We start from the raw sequence: 15,052 nt of genomic DNA, 5'->3' as shown, positions 1-15,052 counted from the left end.
ACAGCTCCCATGACGACCAGCACCACCGCCGAGCGCGCCCCCTCGGATACCGCCAACAGTTCAGGTGCCAGTGCGCGCGCCAAGCCAGGTGCCAAGCGCCTTGCCACCATCGCCGTGCTGGTCCTTGCGGGTGCCGGCGTGGTTGCTTACGGCGCGCATTGGTGGACGGCGGGGCGTTTCCTCGAGGAAACCGACGATGCTTACGTCGGCGGTGACGTCACCGTGGTGGGAACGAAAGTGGCCGGCTATATCACCGAAGTCGCCGTGACCGACAACCAGACCGTGCACGCGGGCGACCTGCTGGCGCGCATCGACGACCGTGATTACCGCGCGGTGCTGGCACGCGCCGAAGGTGCGGTGGCCGCGCAGCAGGCGCTGCTCGCCAACCTCGATGCCAATCTGCGACTGCAGCAGGCCGTGATCGGCCAGGCCCGCGCCGGTGTGTCGGCGACCGATGCCGAAACCGTGCGCGCCCGCGACGATCAACGCCGCTATACGAGCCTCGTGGCCAAGCAGGCGGTATCGACGCAGAGCGCCGAGAAGGCCGATGCCGACTACAAGCAGTCGGTGGCTAACGGCCAAAAATCGCAGGCGGCCCTGGTCGCCGCCGAACGGCAGCTCGACGTGATCGGCACGCAGAAGCAGCAGGCGCAGGCAGCGCTGGCGCAGGCCATCGCGGAACGCGACCTCGCGCAGCTCAACGTGGGCTACACCGAACTGCGCGCGCCCGTCGATGGCACCATTGGCAATCGCCGCGCGCGCGTGGGTGCGTATGCCGCCAGCGGTTCGCAGCTGATGTCGGTGGTGCCCGCCTCGGGCCTGTGGATCGACGCCAATTACAAGGAGAGCCAACTCGCGCATATGCGCCCCGGCATGCGCGTGACGGTCCACGCCGATGTCCTGCCAGGCCGCGTGTTCCATGGCCGCCTCGGCAGCCTGGCGCCGGCCACCGGTGCGCAGTTCAGCGTGCTGCCGCCGGAGAACGCCACCGGCAACTTCACGAAGATCGTGCAGCGTGTGCCTGTACGCGTGCTGCTCGACGACGCCGACTCGCGCCTCGGCCTGCTGCGTCCGGGTCTGTCGGTCACGGCCGAAGTCGATACGCATGGGCATGACAGCGAGCAAGCGGCGGACAAAGCCAATGCCGCCACGGCACCGAGCGCCAATGCAAATGACAAGGTGAAGTCATGAGCGACGCGGCCGTCGCGCAGGCAGGGTCGCCACCCACGCCATCGGCGCCACTACCGCTCGCCCCGATCCGCTCGATCGTCCCCGCCAGCGAACTGTCGACGGGCGCGAAGATCTTCGCGTTCGCGACGATGTGCGTGGGCATGTTCATCGCGCTGCTCGACATCCAGATCGTATCGGCCTCGCTGCGCGATATCGGCGGCGGCCTGTCCGCGGGCACCGACGAAACCGTCTGGGTGCAGACCGCGTACCTGATCGCGGAGATCGTGGTGATCCCGCTCTCGGGATGGCTCGCACGTGTGATGTCGACGCGATGGCTGTTCGCCGCCTCGGCCGCCGGCTTTACCGTGGCATCGATGCTGTGCGGCCTCGCGTGGAATATCCAGAGCATGATCGCGTTCCGCGCGCTGCAAGGCTTCCTCGGCGGATCGATGATCCCGATGGTGTTCACCACCGCCTTCGTCTTCTTCTCGGGCCCGCAACGCGTGATCGCGGCCGCCACCGTGGGCGGCCTGTCGTCGCTCGCACCGACGCTTGGACCCACCGTCGGCGGCTGGATCACCGACAACTCCTCGTGGCACTGGCTGTTCTTTATCAACCTGATCCCCGGCATCTTCGTGACCATCGCGGTGCCGTTGTTCGTCAAGATCGACAAGCCCGACCTCAAGCTGCTGCGCGGGGCCGACTACCTCGGCATGGTGCTGCTCGCGCTGTTCCTCGGCTGCCTCGAATACACGCTGGAAGAAGGTCCGCGCTGGGACTGGTTTGGCGATGACACCATCCTCGCCACCGCGTGGATCGCAGGCATTTCCGGCGTGGCCTTCCTGTGGCGCTCGCTGTCGTTCGCGAACCCCGTAGTCGATCTGCGCGCGCTCAAGGAACGCACCTTCGCCATCGGTTGTCTGCTGTCGTTCATCACCGGCATCGGCATCTTCGCGACGATCTATCTGACGCCGTTGTTCCTCGGCCGCGTGCGTGGCTTCAGCGCGCTCGATATCGGCCTGGCGGTGTTCTCCACCGGGCTGTTCCAGGTGGCGTCGATTCCGCTCTATACGTTCCTCGGCAATCGCGTCGACCTGCGCATCCTGCTGGCGGTGGGCCTGAGCCTGTTCGGCCTGTCGATGTGGTGCTTCACGCCAATCACGCACAACTGGGGCTGGCAGGAACTGCTGCTGCCGCAGGCGCTGCGCGGCATGGCCCAGCAATTCGCGGTGGCACCGATCGTCACGCTGACGCTCGGCAGCCTGCCGCAGAGCCGCCTCAAGCAGGCCTCGGGCCTGTTCAACCTGATGCGCAATCTCGGTGGCGCGATCGGTATTGCCGCGTGCGCGACCATCATCAACGATCGCACCAACCTGCATTACTTCCGGCTGGCCGAGCATCTGAATAGCACCAATGAAGCGATGTCCTCGCTTGTCGATGGCGTGGCGCGCAACTTTATCGCGGCGGGCTACGATGCCGTGGCGGCGCAGGCGGCGGCGTGGAAACAACTGGCCGCGCTGACACTGCGCGAAGCGCTGACGCAGACCTTCAGCGATGCATTTTTCGTGATCATGATCGGCTTCGCGCTGGCCCTGCTGGTGGTGCCGATGATGAAGAAAGTGGTGCCACCGAAGGCGCCTTCCGCCGATGCCCATTGACGAGGCAGGTATCATCAGGGGAAAAATTATCTGACAGGCGCTCACCACAAGTGGCGCGCCGGGGAGCGCAAACATCATGCAACGCAAGACATTCCGCAACATGCAATGTCCCATCGCCCGCAGTCTCGAGCGTGTGGGCGAGTGGTGGAGCATCCTGATCCTGCGCGACGCGTTCTATGGCACGACGCGCTTCGACGAGTTCCAGCGCAATCTCGATATCGCGCCGAATATGCTGACGCGCCGGCTCAATGCGTTGGTGGAGGAGGGCCTGCTCGAGAAGCGGCTGTACTCCGAACGTCCGCCACGCTACGAGTACGTGCTGACGCAATGCGGCCGCGACTTCCGTCCTGTGCTGCTCGCGATGCTGGCATGGGGTAACCGGTATTTCGCGCCTGAGGGCGTAAGTGTGCAACTGGTCGATCGCGAGACGGGACAGACCGTGGAGCCCGTGCTGGTCGATGCGGCGAGTGGCGAGCAACTGAAGATGGGACGTCACGTGGTGGCGGCGGGTCCGGCCGCGAGCGAAGGCACGCGCGCGCGCATCGCGTCCGCGGCCACGCATATGACGGGCACGTGATGGCGTGGAGACTGCGCATGCGACGACTCGAACGCGCATGCGAGCGGTGACCGTCAGGTTGCTCCAAAGGCATTTCTGGCATAGAGTCCAAGGGTCGGGCGACTTACGTCCACGATCCTGGAACGACCAGATGTCTCGCTACCTCAAGATCCTGGCCGCAACGCTGACGCTGTCGACGCTCGCTGCCTGTACTTCTACGCCGCTGACCCCATCGTCACCGCAGCGGTTGCCGCCCTCGTCGACCTCGCCTTCGACGACGATCACACCGCCGGGCACTGCCGGCGCGCAAGGCGGCCTGAGCCGCGCCACGCTCGAAGCCGCGGGCAACGCGTGCGAGAAAGTGGTCGCCAACGCGGTCAAGTCGCGCTATCCGCAACCGGGCAGCGTGATGATGATGCCGGACCGCGAACGCATCTATCAACAGTCCGCCACGCAGGCGGGCGTCAATGGCGAAGGCACGTTCGAGCCCGATGCCAGCGATGAGGCGATGTCCTTCCGCTATACCTGCCTGTTCAACACGCGCACCAATCGTGTCGACGACGTGCAGATGCGTTACTGACGCACAGCACGCACACTCGTATGGACCGAATCGACACCATGCGGGTGTTCGTCCGCATCGTGGAGCGCGGCAGCTTTACCGCGGCCGCGCAGGATATGGATCTGCCACGCTCCACAGTCACCGACGCGATCAAGCAACTGGAAGCACGCCTTGGCGTGCGCCTGCTGCAGCGGACCACCCGCCATGTGAGCGCGACGCTCGACGGCGAAGCCTATTTCCAGCGTTGCCGCCGCCTGCTTGCCGATTTCGAGGAAGCCGAGTCCAGCTTCGCGGGCGCTACACCGAAGGGTGTGCTGCGCGTCGATGTGCACGGCAAGCTCGCGCGGCATTTCCTGCTGCCGGCGCTGCCGGCGTTTCTGGAACGCTATCCCGGCATCGAGCTGCAGATCAGCGAGGGAGATCGCCTCGTCGATCTCGTGCGCGAAGGGATCGACTGCGTCGTTCGCGCGGGCACGCCGCAGGACAGCGACATGATTGCGCGGCGCGTGGCGCACCTGCCGCAGGTCACCTGCGCGTCGTCCAGCTACGTGGCGCGATATGGCCTGCCCATGTCGCTTGGAGACCTTGGCGCCCATCGCATGATTGGCTTTCGCTCGACCCTGACGGGCAGCGTGCTGCCGCTCGAGTTCAGCCACGGCGAACAGATGCGGGAGTTGATGCTCGCCGCGCCGGTGTCGATGAGCGGTGCCGAAACCGTGACCGCCGCCTGCCGGCTGGGCCTCGGCATCATTCAGCTGCCGCGTTACAGCGTGGAGGAGGAGCTGGCGAGCGGCGAACTGGTGGAACTGCTGCCGCAGCACGCGCCGCCGCCGTTACCGGTGTCGCTGCTGTATCCGCGCAGCCGGCAGCTCTCTCCGCGCGTACGCGTGTTCATGGACTGGGCGTCGCAGGCGTTCGCCGAAAAAACCTGACGTTTGGGCAGGTTTGGCGTCAAAAGGGCGGCGAACTTGCGCTGTTTGATGGCATTTCTGGCCACCCCGGCCCCTTCGCTGGCCATTCTCGAAGGTCACTCCTGCACGGTGGCGAAATTTGACGTATCTTTCGGTCTTGGAATCGTTGACCCGACAACGGATTTTCCAACCGCATTTACGTGCTTCCACCGCCTACGACACCACCATCGTGCAGAAGACCGCCAGCCCCGCCGCCGCTACGCCCGCCCCCAACGCCCCCAACGCTCCCGACGATAGGCCGATGACCGCGCGCGAGAAGCGCGGTATGGCGGCCATCATGATCGCGGTCTCGCTGGCCACGCTCGATACCGCCATCGCCAATACCGCGCTGCCCGCCATTGCCGCTGATATCCATGCCACGCCCGCGGCGTCGGTCTGGATCATCAATGCGTATCAGCTGGCAATGGTGGCGACGCTGCTGCCGTTCGCGGCGCTCGGCGGCAAGGTTGGCCATCGCCGTGTGTATCTGGCCGGGCTCGTGGTGTTCATTCTGTCGTCGGTGGTCTGCGCGATGGCCTGGTCGCTGCCGTCGCTGGCCGCCGCGCGCGTGCTGCAGGGCATTGGCGCGGCTGCGGTCATGAGCGTCAACGCGGCGCTGATCGGCGCGATCTTTCCGCCGCACCGCATGGGTCGAGGGCTCGGGCTGAATGCGCTGGTGGTTGGCGTGTCATTCGCGGTGGGTCCCACCGTGGCCTCGATCATCCTGTCGATGGGGCCGTGGCAATGGCTGTTCGCGGTGAATCTGCCGATCGGTCTGCTGGCGATGACCATCGCGTGGAAGTCGCTGCCGCAGACGCCGCGCAGCCAGCATGGCTTTGATCCGGTTGCCGCGATTCTCAACGTGATTACCTTCGCCTCGCTGATCTTCGCGCTGGGCGAGGGCGTGCAACGCGCGCCGACTGAACACGTGGCCATCGCCGCCGCGGTGTTTGTCGTGGCCCTGATCCTGCTGCTGCGCCGCGAGCGCGGCCATCCGGCGCCGATGCTGCCGGTGGATCTGTTCAAGCGCAAGATGTTCGCGCTGTCGACGCTGACCGCGATCTGCTCGTTCGCGGCACAGGGTCTCGCGTTTGTCTCGCTGCCGTTCTATTTCGAACACGTGCTCGGCCGTAATCCGGTGGAGACTGGTTTCCTGATGACGCCGTGGTCGGTTGTGGTGGCGCTGATGGCGCCGATCGCGGGCCGCATGTCCGATCGCTATCCGCCCGGCCTGCTGGGTGGCGTCGGCCTGGCCGTGATGTGCGCGGGCATGGCCTCGCTGGCGATGATGCCGGTGGACGCGAGCGCGCTCGATATCGGCATTCGCATGTCGATCTGCGGTGCGGGCTTCGGCTTCTTCCAGTCGCCCAACCTCAAGGCGCTGATGTCGAGCGCACCGCGCGAGCGAGCCGGCGGTGCCAGTGGCGTGATCGCGACCGCGCGTCTGCTGGGTCAGGCGACCGGCGCCGGATTGGTGGCGTTGTCGTTCGGCCTGGCCGGCGATCATGGTCCCACGCTTGCGCTGGCGCTGGGTGCCGGTTTCGCGGGCGTCGCGGCCATTGCCAGCGGTCTGCGGTTGATTACCTCGGAAAGCGAGGGCGCGGCCGTGCAGACGGCAGGCAAATAAGAGGTTCGCTACGTTCGTCGGTACGTTTGTCGGTACGTTCCTTTGCACGTATCGGATGTAGAAACTGCACGCGCATTGTGGCGTTGGCTTCGCGACATGGCGACATGCGTGCCGGTACGAAACTTGCCGTACATGGGGTGTTCATTCCGATAACAGGAGGAGCACATCCATGACTCGACCCAACGATCCCAACGACTACGGCCGTCGCGGCCGCCCCGACCAGCGTTACGGCGGTACCGAAGAAGGTTACGGCAATGTGCCGGGCGGTGAGCGCGAATGGCGCCGTCGTGACCTTTCCGATGGCCGCTACGGCAATGGCCGCGAGCGTCATCCTTATGACAATCAGCAGCAGGGCGTAACCCAGCAGCAGGGCGCACGCCGGCAGGGTGGCACGGTTTATTATCCCGGCCGTTCCGAACCCGACTACCCGCGTCAGGAATCACCGCACGCACCGGGCTATGTCAGTGCCTATAGCAGCGGTTACGAGGACGGTTACAACGCGGGCACGCGCGCGCAGCGAGACCTGCGTGGCACGACACCGGGCGCGGCGGGTGGCAACGGCCAGCGCAACGATCAACGCGATTGGGAACTCGGTGCCGGTTCGCGCCCATATGGCGGCCAATCGCGTAACCCGGCCGCCGACGCGTACAGCAGCCAATACGGAAGACCGAGCCAGGGCGGGCAGCGACGCGTGGGTCCGAAGAACTACACGCGTAGCGACGAACGTTTACGCGAGGACGTCTGCGAGCGTCTCACGCATCGGGAGCACCTCGACGTGAGCGAGGTCACGGTCAGCGTGCAGGCGAGCGTCGTCACGCTGGAAGGCCACGTCAACGATCGCCGTACCAAGTACGAAATCGAAGATATTGCCGATGACACCTTTGGCGTGTCCGATGTCGTCAACCATCTTCACGTGCGCCCGTACGGCGTGCTTGCATCGGAATAACGCTTCCGTATAGCGCTTCCTTATGGCGCTTTCTGATGCGGCTCGACGGCCCTCCCTCGGGAGGGCCGTTTTCATTCATACCTCGAGCTCGTCGTCCTCGTCGTCGTCAAGGTTCAGGTCCGGGCGCGGTGGGCGTTCCATGCGCTTGTCGGTCTGGTCGGCGCGATCGGCAGGGGTATCCACAGGCATCGCTTCCGCCGCGCGTTGCACGTCCGCGTAGATCTCGTCTTCGGGGTTGTCCTGCTCGACCGGATCGTGCCCTTCACGCGCCAGTTCATCGAGCCCGTCGTCGAGGTCAAAGGTGTCGGTATCGAGATTCGGATCGAGTGTGCTGGGGATGCTGTCCGGATCGCTCGCACCGGTATCGTCGGCGGAAGGTACGTGGCGTTGATGCTTGCTCATGGCGGTCTCCTTGGGATCGTCGATTCGTTCCGAATCTCGCACGCGGCAAGTTGCATGCCACTGTCAGACTCCTGCGTGTTCGATTGATACGTCATCCATGCAGGATAGACTGCGGGCACCGTTCAGGGTTTCCACTTACGCAAGGCGCCGCCTATGATCAAAGCGACGGGGCTGGAATGGCACTTGCTGCGGCATCCCCAGGCATTGGGAGGGAACGATGAACCTGGCCGGCATCCTCGTCACACTGAGTCTTGCATCGTCGGTAGCGGTGTCCTCTACACCGGTAGAGAAACAGTTGCTGTCGATCAGTCCGCGTGATTTCGTGCATCAGTTCAATGTGATTGCGCAGAAGGATGGCGCGGGGCTGGCGTTGCCGGACTTCCGCGTCAAGTCGGGCTGGCACCGCGCGATGCCGAGTTCGGGCGTATCCGTCCTCGTGCGCGCAGCCACTACCGGGCACGCGCTCAATGAGGTCGTCGTGGTCTGTCAGGCCGTGGAGCGTTGTCTCGAGACCATCTCCACCACCGCGCGCGCGATCGATGAATCGGCGGACCCGAATCTGTTGCAGCACTTCATCGCCGCACGGATTTCAGCGCAACTCAGCGAAGTGGCACTCGTGATGTCGGGACTGGTCTACGCAGTGGTCGCACCGGGTGACGAAGATTTCGTCGCGCTGGTGATCCGTCCGTATCAGCCGCAGCTGGAATTGACGGCGCAACGGCAGGCTTGAAAGGATTGACGATGGATATCCAGGAACCGGTCCGATGGTTGCTGCTGGTCGTGCTGGTGCCGCTATGGCTGGCGGCGGGACTCGGTGACTGGTGGTGCCATCGTCGCACGCATATCGAGCGCAACTCGGGCGCGCTGGAGTCCGCGCTCCACGCCATGATGCTGGTCGAGATCGGCCTGCCTTTGTTGCTGGTGCTGTTCTTCGAGGTGAATGCCGCGCTCTTTGCGGTGATGCTGGCAATCCTGGTCATTCATGCGGTCACGGCCTGGGTGGACGTGCAATACGCGAGCACGCACCGTGAGATTCGGCCGCTCGAGCAGCACATGCATAGCCTGCTGGAGGTGTTGCCACTGACGGCCATTGGCATGCTGGCGCTGGCCTATTGGGGACAATTCCTCGCGCTGTTTGGTGCGGGCGACGAGGTGGCGCGCTTCACGCTGGAACTGAAACGCCATCCGCTGCCGGGTACGGTACAGGCTGGGGTACTCGGGGCGGCACTGGTGCTGGGCGTGGTGCCGTATGCGGAGGAGTTCATACGATGCCTGCGCGCGGGCCAGCGCGCGCCGCGCAAACTGGCCGGGGCTCGCGTCGATGGTTGATTGCGCGCGTCAGCGGTGCGTGGCCTCGTGGCCGCTACCTCTGCGACCGGTACTGGCACTGCTACCGTTGCCCTGACGTGAGGGCGTGAACTCGGCTACGCGGAACTCGAGCATGCGTTGCAGTTCCGTGGCACCGCGATAGTAGTGCGCGAGCAGCAGGCGCAGTTCGGGGTCCGGCAACGGATCGCGCATGACAGAGCCATATGCGGCGGCGGCGCGCGCGACTTGCTGGGCAGCGTGGCGCAGACGCGCGATTTCGCTCGTATCGGCGGGCGGCGCGGCGGCCGCGATGTCACGGCGATGCTGTGACGCCCCGGTGTCGCTTCCGCCGGAGCCTTCCCCTGCACGAGACGCGTCGTCGCACGCGCACGCACGCGTCGCGAGTTCCCCCGCGGCACAGCGCTGCATATTGGCCCGATGACCGAGGACCGCCCGCGCCTGCGGGTCGGAGGCTGCGGCGGCCGCGCCCGAGAGGGCCTCCGCGCAGGACTGTGCCAGTTGGCTTAACCGTGTCAGCGAGGAACGCAGGGCTTCCATGAGAACCTCCGGATTCGCGAGTTTCTAATGTAGGTGACAAAGGGGCGCGTCGGGCGCCCCCATGACACGCCAGACAATCTTTTTATTTATCTCAGATATTCGCGAAGCCGCTCGTGAATATCGTCATTGGTGAAGTGGACGAAGTCCTTATCCAGTTCCGTCTGTACGATGTTCGCCGCATTCTTTGGCAATGCCTTGCGCAGCAGGCCGAGAAAGCGCGGTGGCGCCACGATGATAAGGGCGTCCATGCGCGATTGTTGCTGTGCCTGTCCAAGGACATCGGCCACGCGTTTCGCGAACACTTCCGCATGTTGATGCATCTGGTCGTTCGCAGCCGATGCGGTGGCGCCAGCCTGCGTACTGCCCTGACCACCTCCTGCCGCACGACGGCCATAGGCGTCGCGACGCATTTCCGCACCTTCGGCATGCGCATCGGGGTCGGTGATTTCTTCCACCGGCTCCAGCGTTCTTGACTTGCCGTACGCAATGATGCGCGCAATGGCCTCGTCGGCAATAAGGACCCAGGTTGTTTTCATGTCTTCTCCATCGGGTGGTCATCGTTGGGATGGAGCAAGTCGTGTGCCGTGTGCGCGGGGTGCGACATGTATCGAAGAAAAAATCGCCCGCGAGGCGGGCGATTTTTACGTTCAGCGATCACGCGCAATGACTAGTTCTTCGGTGCCGGGTCAGGCGAGTCGCCCTTCGGGCCCGAAGGCGCGTCGGCAGTGGAGTACGGCGCCGCGCTCTGCTGACGTGGCTTCTTGGCGCGGTCCCCGGTGTTCTTCGGCTTGCTGGTCGTCTGCGACGAGCCATCGGCACGGTTGGTGAGATTGCCCGGTACGCCAGCGCTGGTGCCGCGATTTGCCGCGGGGCCCTCGATCGGCGGATTGGACGGGTTCGGTTCTGTGCGCGAGGGAGACTGCTGCGCGAGGGCGGGCAGGCAGAACAAAGCGCTGACCGCGAGGGCTGTGGTGGCGAGAGTGCGTTTCATGTGGGTCTCCTGACAGTCAAGGGAACAAGCGTGTTGGCAGTGATTCCACGATACGTGCCGCACCTGTTCGCCAGCACGAGGGCGATGCCTGAAACCGATGTAGGACGCTGACTACAGTCGTGCACGCGGCGGGCGCGTGGTGGCGACGGCATGCAGCTTTTATATGGCCGATGTAAAAACGCGGCCCGCGCGGCGCATCTCGCATGGCCGTGGTGCGCACACTAAGACGCGTGCGGTAGTGGAATCGGGCCTGCGTCGCCGGGGTATGGAACTTGCGTTCGATGCATCCACGCACCAACCGAACGCAACCGGAGGCTCTCATGAACCAAGGTAACAACAGGGACAGCGGATACGGCAGCGATCGCGACGACGATCGCAACTCGAGTGACACCCCGCGCCGCGATAGCTGGCCGCATGGCGGGCAACGCCAACAGCAGGCCGACAGCGGCGGCTGGCTCTCCTCTCAACGTCAGCCCGGCGGCAGCGATAGCAACTGGCAAGGTGCCGCGCGGCAGCAGGGCGGCGGCTCGGACTGGGATGCTGGCCAGCGTGAAGGCCGCAGCAGCGAGCGGGAGCAATGGGGAGACTGGCATCAGGGCCAGCGCGGTCGAGAGGCATGGGACGAAGGCGGCCGTGAAAACATGTACGGACGGGAAAGCGGGCAGGGTCCCGAGCGCAATCGTGGTGAAGCGCCTTGGGGCAGCGAAGGCGGCGGCCAGCAACGGCCCGATATGCGCACACACTATCGCGGTGGCTACGGCGTCAGTGACTACGGCAGCGACTTCGATCGCGACACGCTGGTGAGTTCGCGTGATGAGGCGCGTAGCCAGCAGGGCTTCGCACGCGGTGGCCCCAATGGCGGTCCCAGCGGCGGCTTTAGCGGTGGCTATCGTGGTGGCATGCAGGAAAGCCGTGGCGGTCAGGGCCAAAACGGTCTGGGCCAACATTACAGCGGCCGCGGCGACGACGAGCGCGCTTACGAGCAATTCACTGGCGCCAACGAGCGCAACCGGTTGAGTTCCAGCGGCTACGGTGGCTATGAAGGACAGCAGCGGACCTACCGGGGCGAATCGAATCGCGGAGATAGGGGTGCGGGAGGTTTGGCCACGACACGGCAGCAACGCGTGGCGCCCAAGGGCTACATACGCTCGGACGAACGGATTCGCGAGGACCTCTGCGAACGTCTGACGCATAGCGGCCGGCTCGATGTGCACGATGTCGAGGTCAATGTCGCCAGCGGCGTCGTCACGCTGACCGGTACCGTGCCGGATCGCATGCAGAAGTACCGCATCGAGGATATGGCCGACGACGTGTTCGGCGTGAAGGAGGTACAGAACGAGCTGCGCGTGCAACGCGAGACGCAGGGCCAGGGCAATCGGCTCGAAGCGGGCAGCAGTGGCACCAAGCCTGCGGCCGGGACTGGCACGCAACCTGGCCAACCGGGAACCACCACGCCGACCAAATCTTCAATCTGATCGTAGCCTGAATGACGCCCTCGCGCATGTCGCGCGCGAGGGTGAACCGCTCCAAAGCCGAATAACATGACACGCATCGGGAGATCACATGCCTTTCGCCTACGCAGGCACGCGTCGTCGTCGCAATCGCGATCGACGCCGCTCACATGGTGAACCCCAGAGTGAAGGCGCTCAGGCGTCCCCGAACGGCGCGGATGACAAACCGCGTAGCGATGAGCCGCGCGATGCTTCGTCGCAACGCGAGAGCAAGGGCGAGATCGCACCCGTTGTCGGCGAGCGCGATCCCGACGCACCGCCAGTGGAGAACAATTCTTGAGTAAGGGGGCCCGGCCCCCCGTCAGGCCACCGCCAGCGACGGTGGCGCGGTGTCTTCGTCCGCAGCGGGGGTGACAGTCGCTTCGCCCTCGTCGTCAGCCTCGATGGTGAGTTGGACCTTGAGACGTTCGGCCGCCGCCGTACCGACGCGAATGGCTTCCTCTCGCGACTTGTGGCGGCTGATCGCGCGTGGCACGCCGTCCACGCGCAGATCCCACTGGCCGTCGTTGAAGACGACCTGATAATTTCTGGCCATGAATCCGCTCCTTGTTCTAGGGGCGCCTCCGCGGACGCCATAACGGATTTTTAGGCAAGCGCGCCCTCTAACGGGATCAGCGTTTGTCTGACACTGTCGTCAGCGTGGCGCGCTTGTTGGCCGCTTGTTGGCCAAGAGCGGCGGCGTTGTGCGTTATTGCATTCGCACGATCGGTGAGCGCCGCGCACGGCAGCGGATCTGCCAGCGCGTGCACGGGGGACAGATTTGCTATGGTATGGGCTTCATTTGCTGCCTTGCCTGTCCGACATGTCGTCACCGTCCGTACCGCTTTATCAGGATCTCGATTTCCATCGTCTGCTCACCACGAGTTACCAGCGTCTGCTGGGCCAGGCGCTCGTGCCCATCGAGCTCGGCGCCGCCGAGGGTGCGGCGTGGCTCTATGCCGAGGCGCCGTTTGCCGTCCTCGCGCACAACACCGCACCCGACCCCGTTTTTGTCTATGGCAACGTTGCCGCCCAGCAGCGTTTTGGCTATGACTGGGACGAAATTACGCGATTGCCGTCGCGGTTATCGGCCGAGGCGCCGAATCGCGAAGAGCGGCAACGCTTCCTCGAACGCGTGCAGACGCTCGGGTATGAGAGCGGTTACAAAGGGGTTCGCATCACCAAGTCGGGCCAGCGTTTCATGATCGAGGAAGCCACGCTGTGGCAACTGCTCGATGCCGACGGCCAACTGCACGGTCAGGCCGTGATCATCCCGCGTACTTCGGAGCTTGCCGACTCGGAACTTGCCGACTGATCTGCGGCCAAATGTCTTTCAGCTATGTCTCGTTCAGGAAATCTCGCTGTTCATGAAACATGAACACGCGGAAATGTTGAACACCGACGCGGTTTCGGCCATGATTTCCCTCAGGCGAAAAAAGTCTGTTGGAGTTCCGACGAAACCAGAGCGACGAGGCAAGGTGGGGCGGCCATGGAGCAGAACACGGGCGAGATCGATTGGGTGGAGGCGGCATTGGCCGCGTTGCACCGGATTACCGGCATACAGGGCCGCATCCGGCGGATTCGCCGCGCGAGCCGCGCCGAGACTGGGGAAGCGGTAGCTTCGGCCGCCGCGGTGGGCTTGCGGCATGGCGCCGTTTCGAGCCGGCTGGCCGTCGTGTGCCGGCGGGCGGTGCGGACCTCGGGCGATCTGTCGGTCGTGCATGCGCAACTGGCCGGACATAAAGGCGAGAGAGTCGTGGGCGAAAAAGCGGCGGGCTCGGATGCCGGGCTGTTGATCACCACCTATCTGACCCCGGCCCTGGCGGTGCAATGCCGCGAGATGGGGCTGCAATTCGTCGATACCGCTGGCAATGCCTACCTCGATGTGGCGGGCCTGTTCGTGTTCGTATGCGGCCAGACCCCGCCCGGCAGTCTGGTGCGTCCGCCGATGCGGACCACCGGCAACCCCAGTTCGCAACGGATGGTATTCACGCTGCTGTGCCAGCCGGCATTGCTGCAGGCGACCTATCGCGAGATTGCTCATCTGAGCGGGATCGCGCTCGGGTCGGTGGGCGCGGTGTTCAATGGCTTGGCGGCGCGCGGCTGGCTGCTGGAAACACGCGCGGAGGGCCGCGCGGGCACGCGTAGCGAGCCGCCGAGCGAAGCTGCGGAGTCGGAGGACGCTCAAGGGGAGCCACCACAAGGCGCCCGCGCCAAGGGCAAGGGCAAAGGTGGCGCCAACCACAGTGTCAGAGACGGCACGGAGGATGGCGAGGAGGGTGCCGCGTCGGGCGCTGGTCATCATGGCGACGGCCGCGTGGAAGAAAAGCGCCGGCTTACGGCGCCGGACCGGCTGCTCGACGAGTGGGTGGCCAACTATCCGACGATCCTGCGGCCACGGCTGCAGCCACGGCGTTTCGCGGCCCCCAGCTCGGACTGGTGGCGCGCATTGCGCGCGGAAGACCTTGCCGCGTTCGACGCATGCTGGGGCGGCGAGGTGGCCGCGCTGGCGTTGCTACCGGGCAGCGAGTTGTCGGGCGAACCCCAGACGCTCTATATGCGGCCCGCGCGCATGGCACAGGGCATCCATGCGCTGACCTCGCGCTATCGCCTCAAGCCGCAGCCCAACGGTCCGATCGAGATCCTCGAAGCGTTCTGGGACGCGTCGATCGATGATCCGACGCGTCCCGGGCTGGCGCCACCGGTGCTGGTCTACGCCGACCTGATGGCGTCCCTGCAACCGACCAACCTCGAAGTGGCCGCCGAACTGCGCAAGGGCGTCATCATGGACGCGCTCGATCAGTTCTGAGGCTGAACTTCTAGCGTCAACACCTTTA

18 protein-coding genes are annotated in these 15,052 nt (G+C 64.9%); 13 read left to right on the top strand and 5 right to left on the bottom strand.

All coding sequences use genetic code 11. The annotated features are described in order from the left end of the window. The first annotated feature begins 9 nt into the window (after positions 1–9). The 7 genes from LDO41_RS28775 to LDO41_RS28745 all read left to right on the top strand — a co-directional run bounded on the left by LDO41_RS28775 (position 10) and on the right by LDO41_RS28745 (position 7,466). A complete protein-coding gene (locus LDO41_RS28775) occupies positions 10–1,191 on the top strand; it encodes an HlyD family secretion protein (protein ID WP_223994495.1) in 1,182 nt (393 codons plus the stop codon). Next, complete coding sequence (locus tag LDO41_RS28770) at positions 1,188–2,828, top strand: DHA2 family efflux MFS transporter permease subunit (RefSeq protein WP_223994493.1); 1,641 nt, start codon at positions 1,188–1,190, stop codon at positions 2,826–2,828. The genes LDO41_RS28775 and LDO41_RS28770 overlap by 4 nt, the downstream gene beginning before the upstream one ends. A gap of 76 nt (positions 2,829–2,904) precedes the next feature. Then, positions 2,905–3,405 (top strand): winged helix-turn-helix transcriptional regulator, encoded by a 501-nt coding sequence (locus LDO41_RS28765; RefSeq protein WP_223994491.1) that lies wholly within the window; start codon positions 2,905–2,907, stop codon positions 3,403–3,405. Between the two features lie 130 nt (positions 3,406–3,535). Further along, complete coding sequence (locus LDO41_RS28760; RefSeq protein WP_223994489.1) at positions 3,536–3,964, top strand: short-chain fatty acid transporter; 429 nt, start codon at positions 3,536–3,538, stop codon at positions 3,962–3,964. 20 nt (positions 3,965–3,984) lie between these two features. Next, the gene (locus LDO41_RS28755) at positions 3,985–4,875 is read left to right on the top strand and encodes a LysR family transcriptional regulator (RefSeq protein ID WP_223994487.1); all 891 of its coding nucleotides are present in this window, start codon (positions 3,985–3,987) and stop codon (positions 4,873–4,875) included. Positions 4,876–5,155: 280 nt separating this feature from the next. After that, positions 5,156–6,520, top strand: coding sequence for an MFS transporter (locus LDO41_RS28750; protein WP_223994672.1), 1,365 nt, complete (start codon positions 5,156–5,158; stop codon positions 6,518–6,520). A gap of 169 nt (positions 6,521–6,689) precedes the next feature. After that, entirely contained in the window at positions 6,690–7,466 is a 777-nt protein-coding gene (locus LDO41_RS28745) for a BON domain-containing protein (protein ID WP_223994485.1), read from the top strand. A gap of 75 nt (positions 7,467–7,541) precedes the next feature. On the opposite strand, the gene LDO41_RS28740 is transcribed toward LDO41_RS28745, so the two are convergent. After that, complete coding sequence (locus LDO41_RS28740) at positions 7,542–7,868, bottom strand: hypothetical protein (RefSeq protein WP_223994483.1); 327 nt, start codon at positions 7,866–7,868, stop codon at positions 7,542–7,544. Between the two features lie 217 nt (positions 7,869–8,085). On the opposite strand from LDO41_RS28740, the gene LDO41_RS28735 reads away from it, so the two are divergent. Both LDO41_RS28735 and LDO41_RS28730 read left to right on the top strand, forming a co-directional pair. Continuing rightward, positions 8,086–8,598, top strand: a complete 513-nt coding sequence (locus LDO41_RS28735) for a malto-oligosyltrehalose synthase (protein ID WP_223994482.1) — start codon at positions 8,086–8,088, stop codon at positions 8,596–8,598. Positions 8,599–8,609: 11 nt separating this feature from the next. Further along, positions 8,610–9,197 carry a diguanylate cyclase gene (locus LDO41_RS28730; RefSeq protein ID WP_223994481.1) on the top strand — a complete coding sequence of 196 codons (588 nt, stop codon included), beginning with the start codon at positions 8,610–8,612 and terminating at the stop codon, positions 9,195–9,197. Between the two features lie 9 nt (positions 9,198–9,206). On the opposite strand, the gene LDO41_RS28725 is transcribed toward LDO41_RS28730, so the two are convergent. The 3 genes from LDO41_RS28725 to LDO41_RS28715 all read right to left on the bottom strand — a co-directional run bounded on the left by LDO41_RS28725 (position 9,207) and on the right by LDO41_RS28715 (position 10,725). Continuing rightward, positions 9,207–9,734: a hypothetical protein gene (locus LDO41_RS28725; RefSeq protein ID WP_223994480.1), complete on the bottom strand. Its 528-nt coding sequence runs from the start codon at positions 9,732–9,734 to the stop codon at positions 9,207–9,209. 86 nt (positions 9,735–9,820) lie between these two features. Continuing rightward, positions 9,821–10,270 carry a host attachment protein gene (locus tag LDO41_RS28720; RefSeq protein ID WP_223994479.1) on the bottom strand — a complete coding sequence of 150 codons (450 nt, stop codon included), beginning with the start codon at positions 10,268–10,270 and terminating at the stop codon, positions 9,821–9,823. Positions 10,271–10,401: 131 nt separating this feature from the next. Beyond that, positions 10,402–10,725: a hypothetical protein gene (locus LDO41_RS28715; protein ID WP_223994478.1), complete on the bottom strand. Its 324-nt coding sequence runs from the start codon at positions 10,723–10,725 to the stop codon at positions 10,402–10,404. A gap of 320 nt (positions 10,726–11,045) precedes the next feature. Here LDO41_RS28715 and LDO41_RS28710 point away from each other — a divergent pair, with 320 nt between their 5' ends. After that, positions 11,046–12,200, top strand: coding sequence for a BON domain-containing protein (locus LDO41_RS28710; protein ID WP_223994477.1), 1,155 nt, complete (start codon positions 11,046–11,048; stop codon positions 12,198–12,200). An 88-nt stretch (positions 12,201–12,288) separates the two neighbouring features. After that, positions 12,289–12,516 carry a hypothetical protein gene (locus LDO41_RS28705; RefSeq protein ID WP_223994475.1) on the top strand — a complete coding sequence of 76 codons (228 nt, stop codon included), beginning with the start codon at positions 12,289–12,291 and terminating at the stop codon, positions 12,514–12,516. Positions 12,517–12,537: 21 nt separating this feature from the next. Here the strand turns inward: LDO41_RS28705 and LDO41_RS28700 are convergent, their stop codons facing one another. Beyond that, positions 12,538–12,771 (bottom strand): DUF2188 domain-containing protein, encoded by a 234-nt coding sequence (locus LDO41_RS28700; RefSeq protein ID WP_223994473.1) that lies wholly within the window; start codon positions 12,769–12,771, stop codon positions 12,538–12,540. Between the two features lie 267 nt (positions 12,772–13,038). On the opposite strand from LDO41_RS28700, the gene LDO41_RS28695 reads away from it, so the two are divergent. Together LDO41_RS28695 and LDO41_RS28690 are read left to right on the top strand one after the other, a co-directional pair. Then, complete coding sequence (locus tag LDO41_RS28695; protein ID WP_223994472.1) at positions 13,039–13,530, top strand: MEKHLA domain-containing protein; 492 nt, start codon at positions 13,039–13,041, stop codon at positions 13,528–13,530. A 174-nt stretch (positions 13,531–13,704) separates the two neighbouring features. After that, positions 13,705–15,024 (top strand): type IV toxin-antitoxin system AbiEi family antitoxin, encoded by a 1,320-nt coding sequence (locus tag LDO41_RS28690; RefSeq protein WP_223994470.1) that lies wholly within the window; start codon positions 13,705–13,707, stop codon positions 15,022–15,024. The last annotated feature ends 28 nt before the right edge of the window (positions 15,025–15,052 follow it).

The organism is Cupriavidus pampae (assembly GCF_914271485.1).
Lineage (GTDB): Bacteria > Pseudomonadota > Gammaproteobacteria > Burkholderiales > Burkholderiaceae > Cupriavidus > Cupriavidus pampae.
Note: the sequence above shows the minus strand (reverse complement) of the source record. Positions and strands in the feature narration are given on the sequence as shown.

Coding starts and splice junctions, on each gene's coding strand:
- LDO41_RS28770 (WP_223994493.1), top strand. CDS start 1,188: ATGAGCGACGCGGCCGTCGCGCAGGCAGGGTCGCCACCCACGCCATCG.
- LDO41_RS28720 (WP_223994479.1), bottom strand. CDS start 10,270: ATGAAAACAACCTGGGTCCTTATTGCCGACGAGGCCATTGCGCGCATC.
- LDO41_RS28745 (WP_223994485.1), top strand. CDS start 6,690: ATGACTCGACCCAACGATCCCAACGACTACGGCCGTCGCGGCCGCCCC.
- LDO41_RS28760 (WP_223994489.1), top strand. CDS start 3,536: ATGTCTCGCTACCTCAAGATCCTGGCCGCAACGCTGACGCTGTCGACG.
- LDO41_RS28755 (WP_223994487.1), top strand. CDS start 3,985: ATGGACCGAATCGACACCATGCGGGTGTTCGTCCGCATCGTGGAGCGC.
- LDO41_RS28695 (WP_223994472.1), top strand. CDS start 13,039: ATGTCGTCACCGTCCGTACCGCTTTATCAGGATCTCGATTTCCATCGT.
- LDO41_RS28775 (WP_223994495.1), top strand. CDS start 10: ATGACGACCAGCACCACCGCCGAGCGCGCCCCCTCGGATACCGCCAAC.
- LDO41_RS28750 (WP_223994672.1), top strand. CDS start 5,156: ATGACCGCGCGCGAGAAGCGCGGTATGGCGGCCATCATGATCGCGGTC.
- LDO41_RS28710 (WP_223994477.1), top strand. CDS start 11,046: ATGAACCAAGGTAACAACAGGGACAGCGGATACGGCAGCGATCGCGAC.
- LDO41_RS28705 (WP_223994475.1), top strand. CDS start 12,289: ATGCCTTTCGCCTACGCAGGCACGCGTCGTCGTCGCAATCGCGATCGA.
- LDO41_RS28730 (WP_223994481.1), top strand. CDS start 8,610: ATGGATATCCAGGAACCGGTCCGATGGTTGCTGCTGGTCGTGCTGGTG.
- LDO41_RS28740 (WP_223994483.1), bottom strand. CDS start 7,868: ATGAGCAAGCATCAACGCCACGTACCTTCCGCCGACGATACCGGTGCG.
- LDO41_RS28715 (WP_223994478.1), bottom strand. CDS start 10,725: ATGAAACGCACTCTCGCCACCACAGCCCTCGCGGTCAGCGCTTTGTTC.
- LDO41_RS28725 (WP_223994480.1), bottom strand. CDS start 9,734: ATGGAAGCCCTGCGTTCCTCGCTGACACGGTTAAGCCAACTGGCACAG.
- LDO41_RS28735 (WP_223994482.1), top strand. CDS start 8,086: ATGAACCTGGCCGGCATCCTCGTCACACTGAGTCTTGCATCGTCGGTA.
- LDO41_RS28700 (WP_223994473.1), bottom strand. CDS start 12,771: ATGGCCAGAAATTATCAGGTCGTCTTCAACGACGGCCAGTGGGATCTG.
- LDO41_RS28765 (WP_223994491.1), top strand. CDS start 2,905: ATGCAACGCAAGACATTCCGCAACATGCAATGTCCCATCGCCCGCAGT.
- LDO41_RS28690 (WP_223994470.1), top strand. CDS start 13,705: ATGGAGCAGAACACGGGCGAGATCGATTGGGTGGAGGCGGCATTGGCC.